This window comes from Neobacillus drentensis, assembly GCF_036965425.1.
Taxonomy (GTDB): domain Bacteria; phylum Bacillota; class Bacilli; order Bacillales; family Cytobacillaceae; genus Neobacillus; species Neobacillus drentensis_F.
In genome coordinates this window covers 28563-52077 of record NZ_JBALPP010000013.1, presented here as the reverse complement: position 1 = coordinate 52077, position 23515 = coordinate 28563, and the positions used below count along the sequence as shown (strand labels likewise).

Annotated in this window: 20 protein-coding genes; 2 read left to right on the top strand and 18 right to left on the bottom strand. The window is 40.6% G+C overall.

The window, feature by feature from the left end; translation table 11 throughout:
- Positions 1–5 precede the first annotated feature (5 nt).
- The 18 genes from V7161_RS03445 to V7161_RS03360 all read right to left on the bottom strand — a co-directional run bounded on the left by V7161_RS03445 (position 6) and on the right by V7161_RS03360 (position 19923).
- A complete protein-coding gene (locus V7161_RS03445; RefSeq protein ID WP_335442286.1) occupies positions 6–1349 on the bottom strand; it encodes an ABC transporter substrate-binding protein in 1344 nt (447 codons plus the stop codon).
- A 371-nt stretch (positions 1350–1720) separates the two neighbouring features.
- Positions 1721–3022, bottom strand: a complete 1302-nt coding sequence (locus V7161_RS03440; protein WP_335442285.1) for a Gfo/Idh/MocA family protein — start codon at positions 3020–3022, stop codon at positions 1721–1723.
- A 189-nt stretch (positions 3023–3211) separates the two neighbouring features.
- Positions 3212–4498, bottom strand: coding sequence for a kynureninase (gene kynU / locus V7161_RS03435; protein ID WP_335442284.1), 1287 nt, complete (start codon positions 4496–4498; stop codon positions 3212–3214).
- A gap of 159 nt (positions 4499–4657) precedes the next feature.
- Positions 4658–5440 (bottom strand): serine hydrolase, encoded by a 783-nt coding sequence (locus V7161_RS03430; protein ID WP_335442283.1) that lies wholly within the window; start codon positions 5438–5440, stop codon positions 4658–4660.
- Between the two features lie 3 nt (positions 5441–5443).
- Complete coding sequence (locus tag V7161_RS03425; protein ID WP_420491564.1) at positions 5444–6448, bottom strand: ABC transporter ATP-binding protein; 1005 nt, start codon at positions 6446–6448, stop codon at positions 5444–5446.
- A 2-nt stretch (positions 6449–6450) separates the two neighbouring features.
- The gene (locus tag V7161_RS03420; protein ID WP_335442282.1) at positions 6451–7365 is read right to left on the bottom strand and encodes a C40 family peptidase; all 915 of its coding nucleotides are present in this window, start codon (positions 7363–7365) and stop codon (positions 6451–6453) included.
- Positions 7358–8458 carry a mandelate racemase/muconate lactonizing enzyme family protein gene (locus V7161_RS03415; RefSeq protein WP_335442281.1) on the bottom strand — a complete coding sequence of 367 codons (1101 nt, stop codon included), beginning with the start codon at positions 8456–8458 and terminating at the stop codon, positions 7358–7360. Before V7161_RS03415 ends, V7161_RS03420 begins: the two co-directional genes overlap by 8 nt.
- 14 nt (positions 8459–8472) lie before the next feature.
- Positions 8473–9396, bottom strand: a complete 924-nt coding sequence (locus tag V7161_RS03410) for a S66 peptidase family protein (RefSeq protein ID WP_335442280.1) — start codon at positions 9394–9396, stop codon at positions 8473–8475.
- A gap of 99 nt (positions 9397–9495) precedes the next feature.
- A complete protein-coding gene (locus V7161_RS03405; RefSeq protein ID WP_335442279.1) occupies positions 9496–11130 on the bottom strand; it encodes a peptide ABC transporter substrate-binding protein in 1635 nt (544 codons plus the stop codon).
- A gap of 27 nt (positions 11131–11157) precedes the next feature.
- Entirely contained in the window at positions 11158–12156 is a 999-nt protein-coding gene (locus tag V7161_RS03400) for an ABC transporter ATP-binding protein (RefSeq protein ID WP_335442278.1), read from the bottom strand.
- Positions 12157–12160: 4 nt separating this feature from the next.
- Positions 12161–13114: an ABC transporter permease gene (locus tag V7161_RS03395; RefSeq protein WP_335442277.1), complete on the bottom strand. Its 954-nt coding sequence runs from the start codon at positions 13112–13114 to the stop codon at positions 12161–12163.
- Positions 13114–14046 (bottom strand): ABC transporter permease, encoded by a 933-nt coding sequence (locus V7161_RS03390; protein ID WP_335442276.1) that lies wholly within the window; start codon positions 14044–14046, stop codon positions 13114–13116. The genes V7161_RS03395 and V7161_RS03390 overlap by 1 nt, the downstream gene beginning before the upstream one ends.
- A gap of 13 nt (positions 14047–14059) precedes the next feature.
- Positions 14060–14884, bottom strand: coding sequence for a M55 family metallopeptidase (locus V7161_RS03385; RefSeq protein WP_335442275.1), 825 nt, complete (start codon positions 14882–14884; stop codon positions 14060–14062).
- Between the two features lie 211 nt (positions 14885–15095).
- Complete coding sequence (locus V7161_RS03380) at positions 15096–16250, bottom strand: Ger(x)C family spore germination protein (protein ID WP_335442274.1); 1155 nt, start codon at positions 16248–16250, stop codon at positions 15096–15098.
- Positions 16251–17663: a spore germination protein gene (locus V7161_RS03375; protein ID WP_335442273.1), complete on the bottom strand. Its 1413-nt coding sequence runs from the start codon at positions 17661–17663 to the stop codon at positions 16251–16253.
- Complete coding sequence (locus V7161_RS03370) at positions 17660–18751, bottom strand: GerAB/ArcD/ProY family transporter (protein ID WP_335442272.1); 1092 nt, start codon at positions 18749–18751, stop codon at positions 17660–17662. Before V7161_RS03370 ends, V7161_RS03375 begins: the two co-directional genes overlap by 4 nt.
- Before the next feature lie 143 nt (positions 18752–18894).
- Positions 18895–19266, bottom strand: coding sequence for a hypothetical protein (locus V7161_RS03365; protein WP_335442271.1), 372 nt, complete (start codon positions 19264–19266; stop codon positions 18895–18897).
- Positions 19267–19356: 90 nt separating this feature from the next.
- Positions 19357–19923: a GNAT family N-acetyltransferase gene (locus tag V7161_RS03360; protein ID WP_335442270.1), complete on the bottom strand. Its 567-nt coding sequence runs from the start codon at positions 19921–19923 to the stop codon at positions 19357–19359.
- A 208-nt stretch (positions 19924–20131) separates the two neighbouring features.
- On the opposite strand from V7161_RS03360, the gene V7161_RS03355 reads away from it, so the two are divergent.
- Both V7161_RS03355 and V7161_RS03350 read left to right on the top strand, forming a co-directional pair.
- A complete protein-coding gene (locus V7161_RS03355; protein WP_335442269.1) occupies positions 20132–21352 on the top strand; it encodes an ATP-grasp domain-containing protein in 1221 nt (406 codons plus the stop codon).
- Between the two features lie 18 nt (positions 21353–21370).
- Positions 21371–23362 carry a hypothetical protein gene (locus V7161_RS03350; protein WP_335442268.1) on the top strand — a complete coding sequence of 664 codons (1992 nt, stop codon included), beginning with the start codon at positions 21371–21373 and terminating at the stop codon, positions 23360–23362.
- Positions 23363–23515 lie beyond the last annotated feature (153 nt).

Below are 23515 nucleotides of genomic sequence, written 5' to 3'. Positions count from 1 at the left end.
ATGATTTATTTCACTTGGATATTTTTATATTGTTCATCGTATTGCCGTTGGGCTGCTTCAATGGCCTCTGCCCATTTTTCCAAGAACTCTTCTACCGTCATTTCCCCGCTTAACACCGCTTGTGTCCCTGTGTCCACAATGGTATTTAGAATTGTCCGGTATTCAGGCAGATAGAATGGGGGTTCAAATAGAATCGTTTCCGGATCATTATAGACCTTCTGGGCTATCTGAATATGCGGGGAAGTCTTGATCCAGTCCTCACTCAGTGCATCTGAATTGGTTGGAATTTGACCGACACTTTGATTCCAATAGCTCTGCGCCTCCTTAGAATTAATAAAACGGACAAATTTCCATGACTCTTTTGGATGCTTGGTTCCCTTAAAAATACTTATTCCAATGGTATTGCCGTCTTCCTCGACATAATGGCCTTCTATCGATTTTGGCAAAGGAATAGCCTGAAATTGATCAGATTTTAACGATGCGCTATGCTCGGCATAGGAGCCGATATTATGCTGGACCATTGCAACCGAACCCGTATCGAATCCTGTAATCATTGCTTTATAGTCATTGGTAATATCGCTCATAGGCGTATAATTTTGGTACAGGGCAAAGTATTTTTTTAAGAATTCGGCATGCTTAGGATCGTTAATGGTGCTTTTCCCATTCTTAAAGTAAGTATTTATGCCCGAATAGGCATACATCATCCGTTGTAACTGGAAAGAACCGCCCGCTCCTCCTCGTATGGTATATCCATATCGTCCCTTCGATTTATCTGTTAACGTTGTAACGTCTTGAAAGAACTCGTCCCACGTCTCAGGCGTCTTCAACCCTGCTGTCTTAAACCAATCAGAGCGGACCCACAGGACGTCAAGGTTTTGAGTATACGGAATCCCATATAGTTTGTGGTCGCTGACTATTCGCTTATTAAATCCAATGGCATCTTTGTTGATTTTGTCCTTTTGGCTCCATACTGAAAAATACGGATCTAGCGGCAATAAGGCATCGCGAAAAGAAAACTCCGGCAGCCAGCTCGAATACACACTAGCCACATCAGGCATCTCTCCAGCCGCAATAGCGGAATCAAACATTGCTTTAGCGGAGTCTTTAGGCAATCCTACATATTCCACATCGATGGTTGGATTTTCTTTCTCGAACTGGTCGATTATTTTTCCCCAAATAGGGGTCCGCTGTGGTCCTGTATTATCATCCCAGAAAGTGATTTTCACTTTTCCAGTAGCTTTTTGTCCTGATTCTTGTGATGAAAATCCTTCACCATTGCAACCTGTAAGCCCCAAGCCAATAACTATGGTCAGCGCAAGCCAAGAAGTTGTTAATTTTTTTATTAACATGCTTTTATCTCCTCGTGTCAAACAACTTCCTTAAAAGTATGGCTGTTTTATACTTGCCTGTTGATTTCCGCTTCAGGCGCTTCGCTTTCCGCGGGCGGTTCGGGGAGCCTCCTCGGCGCAAAAGCGCCTGTGGGGTCTCCCCTGTCCCGGACTCCCGCAGGAGTCTCGCACCTTCCACTCCAATCAACAGGGGTAAAAAAATCAACAATGTTCTTTAACACAGCCAAAAGTATAAAATTATTCTACTCATTTTGAAACGGAGGTGCAAAGCTAATTTCAACGGAGAATAGAAAAAAACATACTAATTGTATCAAGATTGACAATTAGTATGTTCTCTCTAAGTAATCCCCTTTGTTGTCAACCGCTTTTCATTAATTGGTTAATTGGTGATTGGAATGGTAAAGGATTTCCTTTATGCTAATTGGTTTCTTCTCGGCAACAGAGCGCCATACCCCTTCTCCGACCGCAATGGAATAGGCACCAGCCTCCGCTCCTGCTAAAATTTCATAGCCGCGGGCAGGATCCGGACCAAGGAAAAGGTCCTCTAATAACAGCGGATCTCCTCCGCCATGCCCTCCAGAGTTTTGAACAAGTTCTATCGTCTCTTTTGCGCCAAAAAGAGGATAATAATCAATTGTTTGATCACGATATTCAAACGGTATCCGCGATGGTTCATGGTATTCAGTCGTTTCGATTCTTCCCTTTGTTCCGTTAATCGCTAGACGGTATCCTTCATAAGGAGCTGAGAAGTTGATTGAATAACTGAGCAAGCTGCCCCCATCATACTTAACAGCTGCTACATACGTATCCTCTATCGAAATTTCCTCATCAAAAATACAGGCATCGGGACGATAATTCGTATAAGGAACGTCCTTTTCATAAACACCCGCTAATAGATGGTCATCTTTTACCGTTGTTGAGCCAATTCGCGGGTTCCAACGCCTAAAATAAGCACAGTTATTGCGAACATCGCAAGTCCCGCAAAAACGGCCCGATTCTTTCTTCGGATTCATTTCCCCGTCTTGTCCGTAGTAATTTAGTGCACCGTACGCAAATACTTCCTCCGGCTTTTGATCCAACCACCAATTGACCAGGTCAAAGTGGTGAGTGGATTTATGAATCGATAAGCCTCCGGAAATGCCGCGATTCCGGTTCCAGCGTTTAAAATAGCTTGAACCATGATAGGTATCAATATACCAATTTAGATCAATCGAAGTAATTCTGCCAACTTTTCCTTCGAGAATCATTTCCTTAATTTTTCGATGAAAAGCGCTGTACCGATAATTAAACGTGACTAATACTTTCCCTTTGCTCTTAGCTTCCGCTTGCATCACCTTATATGCATCTTCTGCAGTTGTCACCATCGGTTTTTCTGTAATCACGTTTACCTGTTTCTGCAACGCTCTTAAAATATAATCTAGATGTGTATCGTCTCTTCCTGTCACAATAACATAATCCGGTTTCGTTTCTTCAATCATGCTTTCAAATTGTTCTGGATCGAAAGTGGGAATCGGCTGCAATTGCGGGTATTTTTCTTTCGCAATGGTAAATCTTAAAGGATCAGAATCTAGTAATCCAACAATCCGATTATCTGTTGAGAACTCATTTAGGAGTGGTTTCATATACATTTCTAAAGCCCGATTACTAACGCCGCAGATCACATACTTTTTCATAACGGTGTCCTCCATTTTTTATAAAAGGCCTATTTTCTAGTCCCCATTTTATATGAAAACGGTTTCCGTCATAATAAAAGATCTTTAGACTTTTGTGTAAATTTTTAAGATATTTACTGTTTTTACCTTCTCGGCCTTTTTTTAGAGTTAAGGGGCTTTTTCCACACTTATTTTTGTCCTCAGGTTTATTTAAGCTACTACTTCCCGTTCATTTTTAAATTTTTCATATTGCTTTTCAGTCATGATTTTTTTAAGAATCTGAACGACTTTCCAAACTTCCTCATAGGAAGTATAAAGAGCGACAGGTGCAAGGCGAATGATGTTTGGCGCACGGAAATCAGGGATGATTCCATTTTCCTTTAAGGACTTACAAATTCTTGCTGCTTCATTATGCTCCAGGCTCACATGCCCGCCGCGGCGCGCGTCCTCTCTTGGCGAACCAACGAAAAATCCCATTTCAGCCAGCTCAGTTTCAATTAAATCTACTAAATATTGATTAATTTTAAGAGACTTTTCACGAATATTTTCAATACCGGCTTCTGTAAAAATTTCTAGAGAACCGATCAAGGGAGCGATGCTAAGGACATGAGGCGTTCCTATTTGGAAGGCTCCTGCTGAATGTGCAGGTGTTAAGGTATGCTCCATGTCGAATTGTTTTTCTTTATTCGAACTAAACCAGCCAGCGAGGCCAGGCATCTTACCAAAATGCTTGCGATTGACATATAAACCGCCAACACTGCCAGGTCCGCCGTTTAAATGTTTATAGTTGCACCAAAACGCAAAATCTACATCCCATTCACTGAAATAATGAGGAATGGCCCCAGCCGAGTGACAGGCATCAAACCCGATTAAAATCCCTTTCTTATGAGCTTCTTCTGTTAAGCGTTTGATATCCAATATCTGACCACTGCGGTAAAGAACGGTTGGCAGGACAATTAAAGCAACATCATCGGTCATTGCTTCGATAATATCATTCTCTTCTAAAAAGCGGCCGTCGCGGCTTTTTACACGGATGAGATGTGCATCTGGATTATATCCGTGGGTACGCAGCTGGCTTTGAAGCGCATAAATATCAGATGGGAAAGTTAGTTCATCTGCCAATATTTTCGTACGATTTCCGTCTGGCTGATAAAACGTTGACACTAGCTGGTGCAGATTGACGGTTGTGGAACCCGTTACAATAACTTCTTCAGCGGAAGCTCCTACTAACGGTGCAAGCATCTTGCCCAATTCCTCCGCCATAAAGAACCATGGATGGTCCCCCTGTGTCCAGCCGTCGATTCCATAATGTTTCCAATCATTTAACGAGTCTAAGAGCGCTTTTTCTGCTCTTTTCGAAAGAAGACCTAACGAATTTCCATCCATATATATGGAACCAGGCTTTAAATAGAACTCTTCTCGAAACCGTGCAAGTGTATCCTCATTATCTAATTGTTTAGCAAACTCTAAAGTTGGCAAAAAATTCGATGCCATCATAATCCACCCTTCCCCAATTGAAATCGTTTACAAAATCATATCAAAGAATATGACATGGTGTCAATATTTTAAGAATGGTCTGCCCTCCGCTTCTTTAACGTAAAAAAAGAGAATCCTTCAAAGGATTCCCTGCCAATTATTACTTAGTTTCCATTCCTTCTATGATTTTTCCACTAAATAATCAAATATGTGCTTACCAATTCTACTGATTTTCTGCTTTCCTACAAATGCATCATCCAGCTGATCCATTAAGACCACTGCATAGGCTGTTGCTGTTTTCCCATTATTCGTTATCACCGCACAATCATGTTCAATGTGAGGAAGACTGCCTGTTTTATTTGCCACTTTAACCCTATCAAATTCCATCATGGCTGGAAGTCTATCTTGAAATTGCTGATGACTTAGTATTCTTAATGCCGCTTCACGGCTTTGCTTTGCTAAAAAGTCACCTTCTTTGACTATCCTCAAACATGTCATCATATCCAAAGGGCTTGTGTAGTTATCAAGCCCTTGTTCAATCGCCTCGAAATCCATCATCTTCCTATTAAGGGCGGTATGCTTCAATCCCATTTTTTCAAAGGATCGTCGAATGGTATCCATTCCTAATTTATCTATGAGCAGGTTGGTGGCTGTATTATCCGAAACCGTAATCATTAATGTCATGAGATCTTTAATTGTCAAGAGCGCATCACGGGAAAAGGCCTGCAATACGCCTGACCCGCCTGCATGATTTGTAATGGAAACCAATTCATTCACGTTTAGTTTTCCCATCTCGCTCTGCCGGAACGCCTCTATTAAAATAGGTAACTTAATCAAGCTTGCGGATTGGAATACTTCTTCACTATTTACATAAAAACTCTCGCCCTCAATTTCGATAGCCAAACCGATTCTGCCGTTCGAGCTGCGGAGTTCTTCTTCGATTTTTGCCTTTAATTGTTCCATTCGTTACCTCGTGACAGCAACCTGAGAATAATCATGATCACCGGCTTTGTTTTTATCATAAAGATGACAGGCAATATAATGGCTATCCTCAACTTCCTGCCACACTGGTTTCTCCTTGGCACAAACATCCATGGCCAATGGGCAGCGGGTACTAAATACACATCCGCTAGGAGGATTAATCGGGCTTGGCAGTTCCCCTTTTAATATAATCCGTTCACGTTTGTCCTCAATATCCGGGTCAGGAATCGGGATGGCCGAGAGCAATGCCTGAGTATATGGATGCAGCGGCTTCTTATATAGCTCACTGCTTGTCGTTAATTCCACTAATTGCCCTAAGTACATGACACCAATACGGTCACTGATTTGCTTTACCATCGAGAGGTCATGGGCAATAAATAGATAGGTTAATCCCTTTTCCTTTTGGAGTTTGATCAGCAAATTAACAACCTGTGCCTGAACGGATACATCCAAAGCAGAAATCGGCTCATCAGCAATGATAAAATCAGGGTCAAGGGATAAGGCCCTGGCGATTCCAATCCGCTGGCGCTGACCGCCGCTAAATTCATGCGGATACCGATTGGCATGTTCGCGGTTTAAACCCACATCTTCTAATAATTGATAGACCCGATTTAACCGTTCTTGTTTATTGGGATACAAGCCGTGGACTTCCATGGGCTCAGAAATGATTTCACTTACCGTTGACCTTGGGTTCAACGACGCATATGGATCTTGGAAAATCATTTGCATTTGCCTATGAAAGGCAAATCGCTCTTTTGAATTAAAATTGTGTATATTTTTCCCTTTAAAAACAACCTCACCCTCTGTTACATCATAAAGCCCGATAATCGTCCTGCCAGCCGTAGACTTCCCGCATCCGGACTCACCAACAATTCCGAATGTCTCCCCTTTGTTAATATGAAAGGTTACACCATCAACTGCTTTTAAAACTTGATCTTTTCCTAGGTGAAAATGCTTTTTAAGATTGTTTACTTGTAATAACTTTTCCATAGTTATGCCTCCGTCTTAACCCAGTAGCGTCTTGCTGCACATAGTTCCTGCTCGTATATCGTTCCTTCTAATGGTATAATTTCCACCGTTTTTCCTGTCTTTGGGGAATGAAGCAATTTTCCTTCTCCATAATAAATGCCAACATGATGGATTCTTCCTTTTCCTTCTTCATAGGCAAAAAATAATAAATCACCTGGTTCGATATCTGTTAATTCAACTTTTTCTCCTGCTGCTGCTTGGTCACTGGCATCGCGGGGGATGACATACCCATTTGCCTTACACATCGAGTAACTGAACCCTGAGCAATCATAGCCGTAACTGCTCATTCCTCCCCACAAATAAGGCAGGCCAAGAAACTGTTCGCCTGCGGATACAATCTCCTGTCCATTTCCCCTTGCAGGTGAATCGGAGACAACGACATTCTCTGTATCTAGCACAGCAGTCCCATCTGGGGTTTTGACGTACACCTTGCCATCCTGTTCCTTTATGAAAGGCAGTTTCGTTAGATAGGAGAGTTCTATGCTAAAGGGATTATTCTCTTTAAACAACTTTGCCCTTTGGCTGGTCACAACAGCGACTGGGCCATCTGTTAAATTCCAGCCATCAGGAACCTCCACAAATTGGGCTTTAGGAACCCAGCCTGGATAGCCGCGATCTTCCTTTTTGGTGGATTGGCTAGGAATAATCACATGTGCCCAATCACCATTTTCCTCTAAAACTATAACTTCTTCACCATATAAAACTTGGGTTTGAACAAGGTTTTCGTTACATAATTCAAGCCTGGTTTCATATGTCAATCCCTCTAACCACGATTCAATCCTTCCAGGGTTGGATACTGCATCGTTATCGATTTCCCGTGGTGAATCAAAAGACGTCCATACGGTTGCGACCGGAACATTTACAATCCATTTAGCCAATTAAGACCCCTCCCTCAATGTCAATGCCCTTAATTCCAAGTCCTGGAGACTCCGGCATTGTTATTAATCTATTATTATATTGAACCCCGCCTTCCACGATTTCCTTTGCTAGCATTAACGGTGCATCCAAATCAAAACGGTTAATATTTTGCTTACTTGCAGCAAGGTGAGCTGCCGCCGTGATTCCAAGACGGGTTTCAATCATACTGCCAACCATACATTCGACACCGCATGTTTCAGCGAGCTGGTTGATGATTTGGGCTTGATAGATACCGCCAGCCTTCATCAGTTTAATATTTATTAAGTCAGCACTTCTTGTTTTTAATACTTGGAAGGCCTGCTTCGGGGTAAACACACTTTCATCGGCCATAATGAGTGTGTCGACTGCATCCGTTACTTGCTTCAAACCTTCAATATCATCTGCTTTAACCGGCTGTTCAACAAGCTCAATCCGCAAATCATTGTCTTCCATTTTACGAATGGCCCGGATGGCATCCTTCGCTGTCCATCCCTGATTCGCATCCAAACGGATCTTAATATCTTTTCCTACCCGCCTTCTAATCTCCAGGATTCGTTCTATATCGGCAGCGATATCGTCCTTCCCCACCTTTACCTTCAGGACATTGAAGCCTTTTTGAATATAGGAAACCGCATCCTCGCCCATTTCCTCTGGTCCGTTTACGCTAACGGTGAAATCTGTTTCCATTTCCGTTTTATGACCGCCGAGGAATTGATAGAGCGGCAGTTTGCAATATTGAGATAGACAATCATAAATTGCCATATCTACAGCTGCCTTCGGACTCGGATTTCCAACCAAAAGCGTCTTAAGTCCCTGAAAAATCACCTCATACTGAAGCAAGTTTTTCTTCTGTAAAAATGGCTTGATCACATGATGGATTGCCGATTCAATGCTCAAGAGGCTATCACCCGTAATAACAATGGTAGGCGGCGCTTCACCCCAGCCAACGATCCCATTATCGCAGGTTATTTTCACAAAAATGGATTCAGCTGTCGTCACTGTTCGAAGGGCCGTTTTAAATGGTTTAATTAACGGTACAGCAACTCGGAATGTTTCAATTTGCTCAATAATCATGGGTTATCCATCCTTTACAAGATGCCGCTATCGACAATTAGTTTTTTTTCATACGTATTCATGGATGCCTGTACACCCAAGGGAATAGCGATATGCGGGTTGCAATGCCCCATCATGAATCCCTTCATCGCCGGCCTGTCTGCGAGCTGAACATAATGGGCAATGACTTCTTCTAACGATAAGGTAAGATTCCTTTGTGGTGTACAATCACAAAAATCTCCTACAAGTATGCCGCTGGTATCCTTAAGTTTGCCAGCCATATAAAGCTGATTAAGCATTCGGTCAACGGACCGGGGTTCTTCATTCACATCCTCAATAAGCAGCAGCTTACCCTTCGTATCAATTTCGTAGTCTGTACCAAGAGTGCTGACTAGAAGCGACAAATTCCCACCAACAATTTCTCCACTTGTCTCACCATCTACTAAAATTTCTAATGGAGAAATCTGTTCCGTATAGACGAAAGAGGAAGGCTCAAATAATTGCATAAAACCTTTTTTAGACATTTGGTGTGTGTCCTCTTTCCCTATATCTGAAGCAAGCATCGGCCCATGAAAGGTCACCTGCTCCGCTTGTTGCCGAATGGCCGTATGTAAAAAAGTAATATCGCTATAACCCCAAAAAATTTTTGGATTCCTTTTAACTAATTCATAGTCAATTTGCTCGGCCATTCTTCCTGTTCCAAAACCGCCGCAGGCGCAAATAATAGCTTTAACATCTGAGTCAGCAAACATTTCATGAAAATCTTCTAGTCTTTCTTGATCAGAACCGGCTAAATAACCATTAATACGGGATACATGTTTTCCAACCTTGACTTTTAGTCCTAAATTCTTCAAAAAAGTGATCCCACGTACTAGATTTTCTTGATTCGGCGGGCTTGCTGGAGCAATGACTCCAACTGTATCTCCCTTTTTTAGCCGATTTGGCTTTACAGCATTCATTAAAAAACCCCTTTTCGGCACTATCTATAAATCTATGTTTCTAGGGTAAAAGGGATGTTCAATCGAACATCCCTTTTTATTAAAACTACCTTTGGCGATTTATTTCTTATCTGCCCATTTGAATTCTAAATATCCAACTGGGTGGCGAACGACGCCGGTTACATCCTTATTTTGTAAATAAACTTGGTTATAGAAGTGAATTGGAATGATTGGGGCAGCATCAAATAATACTTTTTCAGCCTGATACATCATCTCAAAACGTTTCTTTTCATCTTTTTCATTTTTTGCGTCTTTAATTAATTGATCAAACTCAGCATTGCTCCAGCCTGTACGGTTCATTGGAGAGCCGGTAATAAAGTTTTCCAGGAAGTTGATAGGGTCTGCATAGTCAGCAAGGAATGAGCTGCGTGACAACTGGAACTTTAATGCTTTTTGGTCTGTCGCAAAAACACTGCTTTCCATATTGGCAAGCTTCACGTCAACACCCAGGTTTTCTTTGAACATTTGCTGCAGGGCTTCTGCGATTTTCTTGTGCTCATCACTTGTGCTATACGTAAGAGTGACTTCCGGAAGTTTTGTGTAATGCTCTTCTTCCATACCTTTTTTCAACAATTCTTTTGCCTTGGCAACATCGGTTTTAAGGAGGTCACCGCTTTTCTTACGGAAGTCCTCACCAGTTGCATCTTTAAATCCGTAGGAAACAAAACCATAAGCAGGTTTTTCTTTATTTTTGGTAACTAGGTCTACCATTTGCTCCTGGTTAACCGCGAGTGCGAATGCCTTACGGATGTTCTCGTTTTGAAATGGTTCTTTTGTTAAATTAAAACGATAGAAATACTCACCCGCTTGGTCTTCAACCTTTACGTCGCCTTCTTTAAATAGCTTATCAGCTAATTCAGAAGGAACATCGGAGGAATCTAGTTCACCAGTCGTGTACATTTGATATTCCGTATTTTCGTCATCCACCATAGCCCAATGAATTTTATCCAGTTTTACATTTTTTGCATCCCAATATTTATTATTCTTTGTCATCGTGAAATCAGAATCGTGGTTCCACTCAGTTAGGTTGAAAGGACCATTTCCTACAAATGAACTTGCTTCCGCAAACCATTTTGGATTGGCTGCTGCTACTTTTTCATTGATTGGGAAGAACGCAGGATTCGCAATCACGCTTAAGAAATATGCCTGAGGGCTTGTTAGTGTTACTTCAAACGTCTTATTGTCGACCGCTTTTACTTTCACACCATCTGCTGTGCCTTTTCCAGTGTTGAAGGCTTCGCCGCCTTCAATGAAATAGCCCAAGAATGCAGCGGAAGATCCTGTTTTTGGATCTAACAGGCGTTTCCAAGCATATACGAAATCACCAGCAGTCAGGTCGTCACCATTTGACCATTTTGCCTCCTCACGAATATGGAAGGTATAAACTTTCCCATCCTCTGAGACATCCCAGCTTTTTGCTGTGGCAGCTTTTGGCTGATGGGTTTGATCTAAACGAGTTAACCCTTCCATAAGGTTGTTCAAGGCATTCCAGGATACGGCATCAAAGCCAATTGGCGGGTCAAAGGAAGTTGGTTCTTGACCATTGTTCCAATTAACCACTTTTTCTACTTTTTCCTTCGTCTTTCCTTTGCCATCATCTTTTGTCGGCTCACTTCCAGCATCTTTGTTGGCTGTACAAGCTACTAAAGCAAAAACCAGCAAACAAGTTACCAACATTGTCATAAACTTTTTCATGACTTTCCCCCTCAGTGTTTTTTATAGTTAAACAAATGTTGAAACCAATTTTTTAGCCCGTTCGTCTTGGAGCCAGCAATCTACTTGATGATGGCTGCTTAGCTGGGTTTTAAACGGGTAGGCTTTATCACAGACTTCCATCGCATAGGGACAGCGTGCCGAAAAGGCACATCCAACAGGTGGGGAAAATAAGTCAGGCGGTGTTCCTGGTATCGGAACGAGTTCTCCCTTTTCCATGTCAAGCCGTGGTACAGATTGAAGTAATCCCACTGTATATGGATGCTGTGATTGGTAAAAGATTTCCCGCCTTGTCCCTATTTCCACGATTTTTCCTGCATACATCACGGCTACTCGGTCCGCCACCTGTGCAACTACCCCCAAATCGTGAGTAATCAGGATAATCGATACCCCTGTTTTCTTTTGGATATCTCTAAATAACTCCAGAATTTGTGCTTGAATGGTAACATCAAGTGCGGTTGTAGGTTCATCAGCAATTAATACATCTGGCTTGCACACAAGCGCCATGGCAATGACGATTCGCTGCCGCATTCCGCCGCTAAACTGATGCGGATATTGTTTTAAGCGCTGCTCCGGACTAGGAATTCCCACAAGAGTAAGCATCTCGATGGCTGCCTTCTTTGCCTCGTCCCGTGATATCTTTTCATGTTGGATAATTCCTTCCATAATTTGCTCACCAATCGTAAGCGTTGGATTTAAAGCGGTCATTGGATCTTGAAAAATCATCGAAATATTAGAACCACGAAGTTTCCGCAGCTCTGGCTCTTTTAACTTAATTAAATCCGTGCCTTTGAAAAGGACTTCTCCGCCCGTTATTCTGCCGGGAGGACTGGGAATAAGCCTCATGATGCTTTGAGAAGTGACACTTTTCCCACAGCCTGATTCACCAACAATGGCTAACGTTTCACCTTTATGCAGGTCGAAGCTGACACCCCGGACGGCATTGACTTCCCCTCCATAAGTTGAAAAGGATACTTGCAGATCTTTCACTTGAAGAATTTTCTCCATGATGTTACCTCCTCAGTTTCGGATCAAGGGCATCCTGCAATCCATCACCTAGAACATTAAACGCAAACATCGTTAATGAAATGAACAGGGTTGGAAAAAACAATCGCCACCAGTATCCTGAGAGAATAGTAGATAAACCGTCATTCGCCATTACTCCCCAGCTTGCATGCGGTGCTTGGATGCCGAGGCCGATGAAGCTTAAAAATGCTTCTGCAAAAATAGCAGATGGAATCGTAAGCGTCATTTGGACAATGATTGGCCCCATCGTATTCGGCAGCAGGTTTTTTCTAATAATACGCGCAGTTTTCGTACCGAACGTTTTTGATGCCAGGACAAATTCATAGTTTTTGATTTGCAGGACCTGTCCGCGGACAATTCTGGCCATCCCGACCCAGCCGGTTATCGATAACGCAAGAATAATAGTTGTCAATCCCGGTCCAATTACGACCATGACTAAAATAACAACGAGTAAATACGGAAGTCCATAGAGGATCTCCACAAATCGCATCATTAAGTTATCAATTCTGCCGCCTTTATACCCGGAAAAACCGCCATAAACAACGCCAATAACAAAGTCAATCAGGGCCGCCATCAACCCAACAAATAACGAGATTCGCGCACCATAACACGTTCTGGTAAAGACATCGCGACCTAAATCATCGGTCCCAAACCAATATTTACTAGATGGAGGCAAATTCTGCAGTGTTAATGATTGTTTTTCCACCGAGTGGGGTGAAATGATTGGTCCGAAAATAGCCAATAAGGTTAAAAAGGCCAAGAATACCAAACCTGCCATCGCCAGCTTATTTTTTACCAGCCTGAGCCAGGAATCCTTCCAGTAAGACAGGCTCGGTCTTATGACAGCCTCTGCTTCAGTTTTGTTTCTTGCTTTTGGCACAAACCATTCATCAGGAACATCTGGCGAAATATTTCTGTTTTCCTGTTTCCGCAGCTCCATTATTTCGCCTCCTTTTTATGGAGTTTAATTCGTGGATCTAATACCCCATAGGCGATATCGACGATTAACAGCATAAGAATCAAAATGGCACTATAAAAGACGGTAGTTCCCATAATCACTGGATAATCACGTGTATTGATACTGTCAACAAAGTATTTTCCCATTCCGGGAATCGCGAATATTTTTTCAATTACAAACGTACCGGTTAAGATACTAGCAGCTAATGAACCCAAAACCGTCACAACTGGCAATAGAGCATTTCTTAAGGCATGTTTAAAAACAATTTTCACTGGGGATAGGCCTTTTGCTTTCGCCGTTTTAATGTAATCTTGGGTTAATACTTCGAGCATACTAGTGCGCGTTAAGCGGGCAATAATCGCCATCGGTCCTGTTGCCAGCGCCAAAATCGGCAATACCATATGTTTCGGGCTAGTCCATGTAGCGACTGGGAATATCGGAAATCTTACAGCCAGCTCCTCAATTAAAAATGTAGCCATGACAAAGTTCGGGATTGATATTCCCAGGACCGCAATGCTCATCGCCACATAGTCGATGATGCCGTTATGGCGAAGGGCAGCTAATACACCAAGTAAGATACCTGAAAAAATTGCGACTAAAAGGGTATAAAATCCAAGTTCAAATGATACCGGAAATCCTCTCCCCAGCATGTCGTTAACAGTCTGGGATGATTTTTTTATCGAAGGTCCGAGGTCTAGCTTGACAAGTGCTGTTAGGTAATTCCCATATTGGACTAAGAGAGGCTGATCTAGATGATAATAGGCTTCGAGGTTCTTTTGTACGGCTTCATTCGTTGTTCTTTCCTCATTAAATGGTGATCCTGGTACTGAATGCATTAAGAAAAAGGTTGCTGTAATGATGAGCCATAACGTGATAATCATCGCGGCAATTCGTTTAATGAAATATGTATTCATGCTTGTCCACTTCCTAACAGAATGTTGTTCTCATCGCCAATTCCGTCATTACTAGCATTGCTTGGTATGCTTCTAATATGTCTTTCGCTTGGAAACGAACAATCGTCGTTTCTGGGATGATTTCTGTGCCTGGCATTAAATTTGCCCATTCCGCTTCCCCATAATTGGTAAATTCAATCGCTAGAAGCGGCCTATCCGGTGGCGTAAGCGGTTTCACTTTATCTCTATTGTTTAGTGCGATGGCCGTTTTTTCACGAAGCAGCTGCCCTGCTTTTGCCGGCGTTAACGATTTGACTGCAGACCTTGAAATAGATTCCTTTACAACTGCGGTTGTCACACCCGGAATCAGTTGCTCTGCCTCAAAGGCGGCACGATCATCACCAGCTACCATTAGAAGAGGAACATCGTAATATCCTGCGACATAGGCATTGAATCCTAATTCGCCTACTGCTACATCATTGATGTACATATTGCGAACCCCAAAGATCATGGAATGGGACATGACCCCTTTTAAGGCTGCGCGGGCATGGTAGCCAACAAAGGCCGCCCCCGTAAAGGTTTTATCTAACCCTTGGACCATTGAAAATGGTTTCACATCGCCAGTTATCAGTTGTGTCTCAGGGTGAAGCCTCTCAATTAATAGATTATTCATCTTTGAGTGGCTGTCATTTACGATTACTTCTTCACATCCTGAATCAAAAGCAGCTGTAATGACATGGTTTGCTTCATCCGTCATAATAATCCGGCTGCGCTCATAGTTATGCTTGCCAGAATCAACTTGGGTATGGTCAACCATGCCAGTGATTCCTTCCATATCCACGGAAACATATAATTTCACCGAAATACCCCTTTCTATTAAAATATTATTTTAATACTATTATAATTTAAATTTACTAAATATTACAAACATATTAAAAATATAGTATTAAAGTACCATTTTTTGATTAGAATTGTTCGAAGATTGATTTTACGAAAGCAGACAAATAAAAAGACGTCTATTAAGTATGACGTCTTCATTTTTTCCTTTTTTATTAATGCCATCAATCTCCCTACTTTAAGGGAAGATGAATCCCGGCGTTTATTTTATTTATACTTTTAAGCGGTTGGACTTTTACATGAATGTCTGTTTTATCCAAGATGGGGAATTTTCCGCTTTTTTGATACCTTAACCAGTCATCGTGCATAAATCGATACATATAGTCCTCGAATTGATAGATATCTCCTCCGATTTTATGGCTATTTACATAGGCTTCATATACATGATCTCTAATTTTCTCTTTAATCTGCCTTTTAATTCTTGGAGCAAGGATGGTATGGTCAGATTCTCTGACTATAGCTGAAATCTTTATATCCAATCCAACCTGAACCTCATTTTGGTCTTTATTCATGATTCTTTTGACCTTAGGATTTAATAATTCTATTTGAACATGATCCGCTTTCCCATTTTTCCTTTCAGTAATGATCACAGGCGATCGTATAGCCTTATTGTTCACGCGGATAAAACCTTCAAGTTCCTTATTTGTTAAAAAACCCTTCATCTTTTCATCTTTCAAGACATATGCACCATTAAAAGTAGTCACAGGAAATTTTTCCAAGTTCTGCTTTATATTCTCCTCATTAACAGAAATGCTTGGAAGCAATATGTTTTTTGTTTTTTCATTAAACTGAAAAATCAATTCTTGCAGGGAAGTAGTCGGAATAGCCGATTCTTGCTGCTGCATATATTCGGGCTGATTAATTCGAGCATTCGAGAAAGCATAATTAAAAGGAACCTGCGAAGTAAAAATTTTTTCAATTGGTTTCTCCGTACCGTAGACCATTCCCGTTAGACGAATATTGAAATTGGTATCCAATGCCTTGAGGGTAAGTCCTAACCTATGTTCCAATAAAGACTTTCCAAAAACGAATAAACTTATCTGGTCATAATTTACAGGAATTTGAATACCATGGTAGATTTCAACGATTGCTTCTTGAACCGTCTTGCCTTTTCCAACTCCTAACCAGATAGGACTAGGCTTATCACTTTTACCTTGCTCGGTTTTTGCTACATTCGAAAAGTCTAAAAACTGCATAACCACGTGATATTCATCAGCTTTATAATCAATTCCTATCCCCACTGCATAGGCTTGGAATTGGATTTCGTTTATTTTAGAACAGCCTGAGAGAAGCAACATGGCATAGGTAATGTATAAAAATTTCTTCATCTATTCACCTGTTCTTGTACCATCTTTAATATGTAAAGAGGCATTTCGTTTTTTCATAAAGGAAAATGGGATTCTAAAAAAAGTGAACATGATATCTTTTCCTTCTGAGGAAGAGATTTCTGCTAATACTGGAACCCCAAAAGACTTTAGCCTTGTTAAATAGAGGAAGACGAACATAAGACTTATAAAAAACCCATAAATCCCCATACTGTAGCTAAAGATCAAAACGAATACTCTAATGAAAAATACATTTCCTGATATAGACTGATTAACAAGTGTAAAGCTGGAAATAGCTGTTACACCGATGACAACAAGCATCGTTGGAGAAGTAATCCCACCTCTAATAGCAGCATCACCAATAATCAAGCCGCCAAGAACGGCAACGGTTTGCCCAATTCCCTTTGGAAGACGGGCGCCGCCTTCTTTAAATAATTCAAACATGACAAGCATGAGCAGAACTTCAATCAATGGTGAAAACGGCAGGCCCAATCTGGAATTCGTGATAGTGGCAATGAGCGGAAGTGGTAATTGCCCTACATTATGTGTAATCAACGCCGTATAAAAACCAGGCAGAAATGTTGTCGTAAAAAGCCCTATAATGCGCAACGTCCGTTCCAATGACGCAAAATAAAAACTTGTGTTATCGTCTTCAGGTGTCTTAAATAGAAAGGAAAGATCCGCAGGTGCAATCAATACAGTCGGAGCTCCATCCACAACAATGGCGAACCTCCCTTGATTGATTGATTCCGCGACGAAATCAGCCCTGCCTGAGTAGTCTATCGTTGGAATGATCGTAAATTTATTTTCCATTAAATATTCCATCAACATCGATGTACTAGTTAATATATCAACGTCTAATGCAGCAAGCCGGCCTTTGATATCACTCAATATTTGTCCATTAATAATATCTTTAATATAAAGAAGTGAAACCCTTGTATTGGTTCTTTTGCCGATTGTGTAATCTTCAATGACCAAAGAGGACGTACGCAGCCTTTTACGAATTAGACCAAGATTGGTTGTAAGATCCTCAACGAAACCATCCTTCGGCCCTCGAATCGAAACTTCGGCAACAGATTCATCCGGCTGTCTGCTGGGAAATTTACTAATATTATAAAAATAGACTTTTTCTCCCGGAGGAATAACCATTAGTTTTCCTGAGAAAATGGCCTCCTCGATTATTTCAGAAGTAGTTTCCTCTCTCTCCAAAATCTCCATCTGGAGAGATTGATAAATGGAGTTGGAATGTTCACTGGTGGGCATGCTGACAAATTGAATAAGACTAGCATCCGATAAAGGTATACAGTAAACAAAGATGGACGGATCGGGATAATTTTGATCGGTTTTAATTTCTATATCGGATGAATGATTAAAAAGCTTTTGCAGATATTCAATAGAAAAATGATGGTCATTCATGAATTAACCCTTCCTCCTAACCATTTCTGCTTATTCTTCACAGTATAGAAAGTTATCATTGAAATTTGTATGATTAATAAGAAGAAAGATAAAGGTCGAATATATCCATAGACAATAGTCGCAAAAGGACTTTGGTCAAATGGGTAAATGCAAGCGATAAAAACGATGGAGTAAATAATTCTTACCACTTTTACATTCTCTATTCCTTTAGTAAGAATTCGGCTAGAGATGAAGAGAAATAGACTAATTCTGACAACTCCTCCTGAGAGCCATTGAAAAATCGCAAAAAAGTCAGCATGGGAAAAATATCTTCCAATGGAAATTATGCGCCACTCTTCATAGGCAGGGTATCGATATTTAGCGGCCGTTGCTGGGCCAAACTCAACAATCGCCCCAATGGTAGGTCCCAGCATTAAGCCAATAATGATCACCCCAACAATGAATAACTGCTTTTTTGTAACAGCTTTTTGTAATACTGGAGTTAAGAAAATAATAATGATAAATAACTCTAAAATTGGTAAAGAAGTATACAGAAGACCCTTCGTGACAGGTAATACTCCATCAGTAAATAATGGGAATAACAGTTCATAATGTTTTTTCTTCATGTTCGCAAATGAAATAAAAAAACCTAAAAAAAGAACGATTGGGCAAAGAATACTGCTTAACAGTCCAATAGAGAATAATCCCGATTCGGTGCAAATCAAACAGAAGATAAGCAGTACTAACCCCAGAGTGAAACTGTTGAACCCTTCCATATAGCTTAATTGTGACCAGTAGATAATTTCTTTCGCCGTAACAAAAGCATCAATTAGCATATATAAAGCGATTGGAAATAGCAGAATGTAATAACTGAATACACTTCCACTATCTTTTAAGAGATGGATGATTGACCGTTTGTTTAAAATGGAGACTATCTTGTATAGGAGATAAATCCATAAAGGCAGAATGATAAACGTTAATAGAATGCTTACCCAAGAATCTCTTTTTGCTATATTCAATAGGAACGGGATAATTTCAACATGTGCAAAAAGGCCAACAGATAGTAATATGACATACACAATGGAAATAAATCTTAGCTTATTCTGCATTTTTACATTTCCTTTTTTCCCATATTATTCTTATTACTTGTGTAAACTATTCTTGTTCATTAACATTCCCCTTGAGCACGCAAAAAAACCTTTGTTCTGCCCTATTAAAGGCATAAACAAAGGTTATATTGTAAAAGGCTCTACTATGAATTTGATAATTCCTTAATTTTTCCAACCCAATCCTTAAAACTTCCAAATTCACTGGAATTAAAGCCGAAATGCGCCTTAATTAAGTTGACGGTTTCGCTTTCTTCGTTTTGAAACACTCCATCTGAATAGATTAGTTTAAAGAGCTCCGCTAACACGATATTTCGTGCGCGTTCCGTTTTGAATTTATTGAGAATATCCTCCATTGCAAGGCCCTTTACTTGATAATCTTCAAGTCCTGTTTCGTTTTTGTATTTGTTAAGAATGGAAAATTCATATATAGATACATTTCCATCAATTGTGGCAATCATGTGGGCCAGTTCAAGAAAAGCCTCTTTTTCCTCCTGATGTAGTTCTGCTAGAAACAATATTCAACTCTCCTTAAAATCTTTATCCTATTTATACGAACAAGCCCGTTTTTGGTTTCAATTATATTCATTTTAAAGCACTTATCAAATTCAACCAATCATAACTTTCGTTAATTCTCTCAGCCAAAGGACCTCAGAATCAGATTGGGGATTACGTCCATACATTTCCCTTGCTTTAAAAGCATGGACTTCCGTATAAATTTCTTTCATTTGGTCATACACCCATTGTTCTGTTCTAGGTACTGGAGACCAGCAAAAAATGTCCATCATATTCAACTCATTCGTGACCATATGGATTCTTTCATAACTAATCGATTCCATCTTCAGGAAATCATTCTTTTCATAAAATCTTATTCGTTTTTCCGAGTCGGGATCTATAAGAGTAACTGGTTCAACCTCTAGGATGATTGCTTTTCCTTTTCGCTTCAATTGGTCAAGGACCACACTTCCTCTCCCAGTTCCTCTGGTATTTCGAGCCACTAGTATATAATCTACGAAGATATAATCAGCCTTTTCAAAGTAAACTAATACATGGTCCTGGCTTTCCTCTACTTGGTAGATTCCTGGTTTTTCTTGGAAAAGGATTTCAAAATGCTTTTTAGATTTCATTTCTTTTTCTGGAAAATAATCAGTCAATCTAGTATACCAGTCGCTCATCCTAATACCCCTTTGCCCGAATATTTGAAGATAAAATCATCAATTCTGATGTCTCCTCCATTTTAGTTACCCATTGTAAATCTTTTGTTAAGCAAGCTTGAAGTATTTGTACTATTTTTGTAAATCTGAAAATTACAATATTAAATTTTGCTACTATAGGGCTGTTAGGATCTTTTATATATTTCAAAAATAGGGAGAGTTAATTCAGATGAAACAGAACAAGGGTAAATTAACGGCATTACTGGGCTGGAGCCTGCAAGCAATTGAAGCAATTGACAAAATGAATCGACCATTTGTTGTTGTTGGTCCACCTGAATTTCAAAGTTTTGCTGACGCCCATGGCATTCAGTTTGTCCCATGGGTATTCCGACACTTAGAGGAACGGGCGGATGAACTCTATGAAAAATTAAAGGATCTTAATACAACAGTAGCAGTACCGATTTACGAAGAAACGGTCGAGTGGGCTGGCGCCATAAATGCTAGGCTCTGGAATAACCCGCGCATTTTCCATAAAACTCTGCTGCTCCGGGACAAAGGCTTGATGAAGCGTAAGGCACAACTTGCTGGAATCCGTGTTGGAGTCTTTGAAGAAGCAAACAACAAGGAAGATATCCGTTATTTCCTAAAAAGAATCAATGAAGCACTTTGCAATATAGATGAAGACGACTATGCCCCTATTCACGTTAAACCCTTTGATAAAGCCGGCACAGTCGGACATTACATGATTAGAAGGATAGCGGAGATTGACCAAATTGACGATTCAGAATTTCCTCTACTAATGGAAAGCCACCTGGAAGGTCAGGAGTTTTCTTGCGAGGCCTTTATCCATAATGGAAAGGTAAGGTTCCTAAATATTACTGAATATGTAAAGTTAGGACATTCCAACTTTGTACCAGCTTCTCCTTCACTTGAAAAATGGAGACCCCAAATCAAGGAAGCGATTGAGAAACTTGTGGATGCCTTTGAAGTTGATTATGGCATCATCCATCCTGAGTTTTTCATTACTCAAGAAGGGATACTGAGTTTTGGCGAGGTAGCGAACCGTATTCCAGGCGGGCATATTTTTGAACATATTGAAAACGCATATGGGTTCAGCCCTTATCAAGGCCAAGTGCTTTGCTGTAATCCAGATACTGCTGAGGAAGAAATTGAGGCATTTTTCCCTGAGGAAGTGGTATCCGCAAGAGGGTATTCTGGTAATCTCATGGTCTATCCTAATGTAAAAGTCGTTGAAAAGTTGAACATACCTAATAACCTCAAAAACCATCCTTTTTTTGTAAACCATAATATGTTTATTCCTGTTACATCCAAAGTAGCAGAACGGGTAGGATTTGGTAATCATTATGGAACCATTTTCTTTTTTGGAGAAGATGCAGACGAAATGAGATCCATTTTGCAAGATTATGAGAAATATAATTTCTACCAATAAGAAGGGGCGAATAAAAGGATGAGTACTTTGACGAAAAAGAAAAAAAGAATGGGTAAACAAACAGTAGCTTTAAAGGGTAAATTTGATGATGCTTTAGACAGGCTTGATCAGGCGAAACCATTCGCAAAAAGCCTCTATCAAACAGACGTGTACCAATTAACGATCGAACTTTCTTACTCCTACGATGGAATGAATATACTCTTTGAAAATGCTCATCGTTTTGATCAGGCTGGTGTCTTCCTTGGAGGTCAATGGGAGGATCCAACTAAAATGCAGCCTCCACTCGTTGGCGGTTCATTGAGGTCTAAACAGGGCTTCAATTCCATTATCGAATTGTTAAGTGAAATGAGAATGCTGGCCATTGCGAAAGGAAATTACATACATGAGGGCCTGAGCAAGGAAGAAGCCAATGCCTTTTTAAATGAAGTCATGGCTTTGAATCTCGATCTTTTGTTCACACCGGAAACAGAAGAAGGCCGTATTTTAGAAGATCATACGATTCGGGCTCAAAGCTTATTCCAATACTTGGGTGAGCAGCTTTCATTTCGAGCAATCGGTTATCAAATTGTGCAGGAATTAGAACGCCTGTCTGTCCAGCGTCCTATTATGACAGGTCGCATATTAAGCATGATCAGCCTTTCTAAACAATTAATAAAAAGCGGTATTGATGAAAAAACGAGAGAAGCACTTGAAAAATATATAGATGCCGCAAATGCTCCAACCCCTTTAAGTAAGGATGCGGCCGATCAAAGAGAATATAGACTCAGACTAGAAAATGCCAATGAAGATGCTCTTGAATCAGAAGCTAAAGCTTTCGCAAAATCAATGAAAGAAATAGGTCTTGTATCACCTTATCATGCCGTTCTGCTTCGGTTTCTTAACCGGAAGAACCAAGATAAAATTCAGGCGGCTCTTGATCTATCAGAAACAGGGCTAGCAAGCTTTAATGCCAATCAACACCTGATTCATGATATTATCCAAATTTCGATTTATCCTGAAACACGTCAAGCTGTATACGGACTTGCAAGAATGCTTAATCGGGGGGTTCTCACACAGGAACATGTACTTCCTGCGATTCGCCGGCTTTTTGATCTCCCTATTCATGCTCAAGTACGCCAGGCACTTACCAAATTTAAAGATGAACAAAGTGCAATTAGCTTAAATGGTCTTCTTATTGCTGGAGTTATGAGTATTCTTGGTCAGCCGCTTGGTGTCGGACAAGGGAACAATCCAACTTGCCAGTCAGCTAGAGCCATTTCCCTCTGGAGTCAGCATGGAATCGGTCAACTGTTGGAATATATTGCTCGAGCAGCCCGTGACAATGATATTGATATGACATTTGAAGGTGAGACCATTCACTCAAGCCTCCTTATTGGAGGAGTAGCGGGGGAAATCGGTCAGGATTTGGATCCAATATCTATGGTTCTCGTACCACATCTGGATAAAATTTATAACGAAATGATGAAAAAAACGCTGCTTCGCGGCGAGGACGGACATAAGTGGGTAAACCCGGAATTCTATGGTGCTTGGATTCCAAAGGGCTTTATTAATGCGATTGATCAATTGACACTCTATGTAACAAACTACTCTGCTTTTGTTAAGTTATTCTATGCCACCCACCATCCTGATTATAATGAAGGCTATGAGATGATTTATCCGAATCCTGTTGGCATTCTCATCACAAACGTCCATGGGGAACTGCTCGGCCTACATGCTGTATCGATTCAAAGAATTAAAAAAGACCAGCACGGAAATGTTCGAATCTATTTTTACAATCCTAACAACGACAGCGGCCAGAATTGGGGGCAAGGGATTATTGCAAGTGTTTCAGGATTTGGCGAACTTGAAGGAGAAGCATCCCTTCCGTTCCACGAATTTGTATCGAGAATGTACGCCTACCACTATAACCCTTTCGAACAGAGTGACACCTATATGGTTGAACACAGTCTTGTTGAAGAAGTGGAAGCACTGGCAAGAGAAAGCTGGGGCAAAAATTATCAGTGGGCATGATATCTTGCCAGTATTTCATTAAAATTAAGCTTTTTTCGTAAGGAATGATGGTTTTCGCTATTTTCAGAGGCCGATAGAGTCATACTTAAGAATAAAATTACATGAATTACTTATTAAAATATGATTTATCGGCGGATTTCTTAAGTTTATCGG

Coding starts and splice junctions, on each gene's coding strand:
- V7161_RS03445 (WP_335442286.1), bottom strand. CDS start 1,349: ATGTTAATAAAAAAATTAACAACTTCTTGGCTTGCGCTGACCATAGTT.
- V7161_RS03440 (WP_335442285.1), bottom strand. CDS start 3,022: ATGAAAAAGTATGTGATCTGCGGCGTTAGTAATCGGGCTTTAGAAATG.
- kynU (WP_335442284.1), bottom strand. CDS start 4,498: ATGATGGCATCGAATTTTTTGCCAACTTTAGAGTTTGCTAAACAATTA.
- V7161_RS03430 (WP_335442283.1), bottom strand. CDS start 5,440: ATGGAACAATTAAAGGCAAAAATCGAAGAAGAACTCCGCAGCTCGAAC.
- V7161_RS03425 (WP_420491564.1), bottom strand. CDS start 6,448: ATGGAAAAGTTATTACAAGTAAACAATCTTAAAAAGCATTTTCACCTA.
- V7161_RS03415 (WP_335442281.1), bottom strand. CDS start 8,458: ATGATTATTGAGCAAATTGAAACATTCCGAGTTGCTGTACCGTTAATT.
- V7161_RS03410 (WP_335442280.1), bottom strand. CDS start 9,396: ATGAATGCTGTAAAGCCAAATCGGCTAAAAAAGGGAGATACAGTTGGA.
- V7161_RS03405 (WP_335442279.1), bottom strand. CDS start 11,130: ATGAAAAAGTTTATGACAATGTTGGTAACTTGTTTGCTGGTTTTTGCT.
- V7161_RS03400 (WP_335442278.1), bottom strand. CDS start 12,156: ATGGAGAAAATTCTTCAAGTGAAAGATCTGCAAGTATCCTTTTCAACT.
- V7161_RS03395 (WP_335442277.1), bottom strand. CDS start 13,114: ATGGAGCTGCGGAAACAGGAAAACAGAAATATTTCGCCAGATGTTCCT.
- V7161_RS03390 (WP_335442276.1), bottom strand. CDS start 14,046: ATGAATACATATTTCATTAAACGAATTGCCGCGATGATTATCACGTTA.
- V7161_RS03380 (WP_335442274.1), bottom strand. CDS start 16,250: ATGAAGAAATTTTTATACATTACCTATGCCATGTTGCTTCTCTCAGGC.
- V7161_RS03375 (WP_335442273.1), bottom strand. CDS start 17,663: ATGAATGACCATCATTTTTCTATTGAATATCTGCAAAAGCTTTTTAAT.
- V7161_RS03370 (WP_335442272.1), bottom strand. CDS start 18,751: ATGCAGAATAAGCTAAGATTTATTTCCATTGTGTATGTCATATTACTA.
- V7161_RS03360 (WP_335442270.1), bottom strand. CDS start 19,923: ATGAGCGACTGGTATACTAGATTGACTGATTATTTTCCAGAAAAAGAA.
- V7161_RS03355 (WP_335442269.1), top strand. CDS start 20,132: ATGAAACAGAACAAGGGTAAATTAACGGCATTACTGGGCTGGAGCCTG.
- V7161_RS03350 (WP_335442268.1), top strand. CDS start 21,371: ATGAGTACTTTGACGAAAAAGAAAAAAAGAATGGGTAAACAAACAGTA.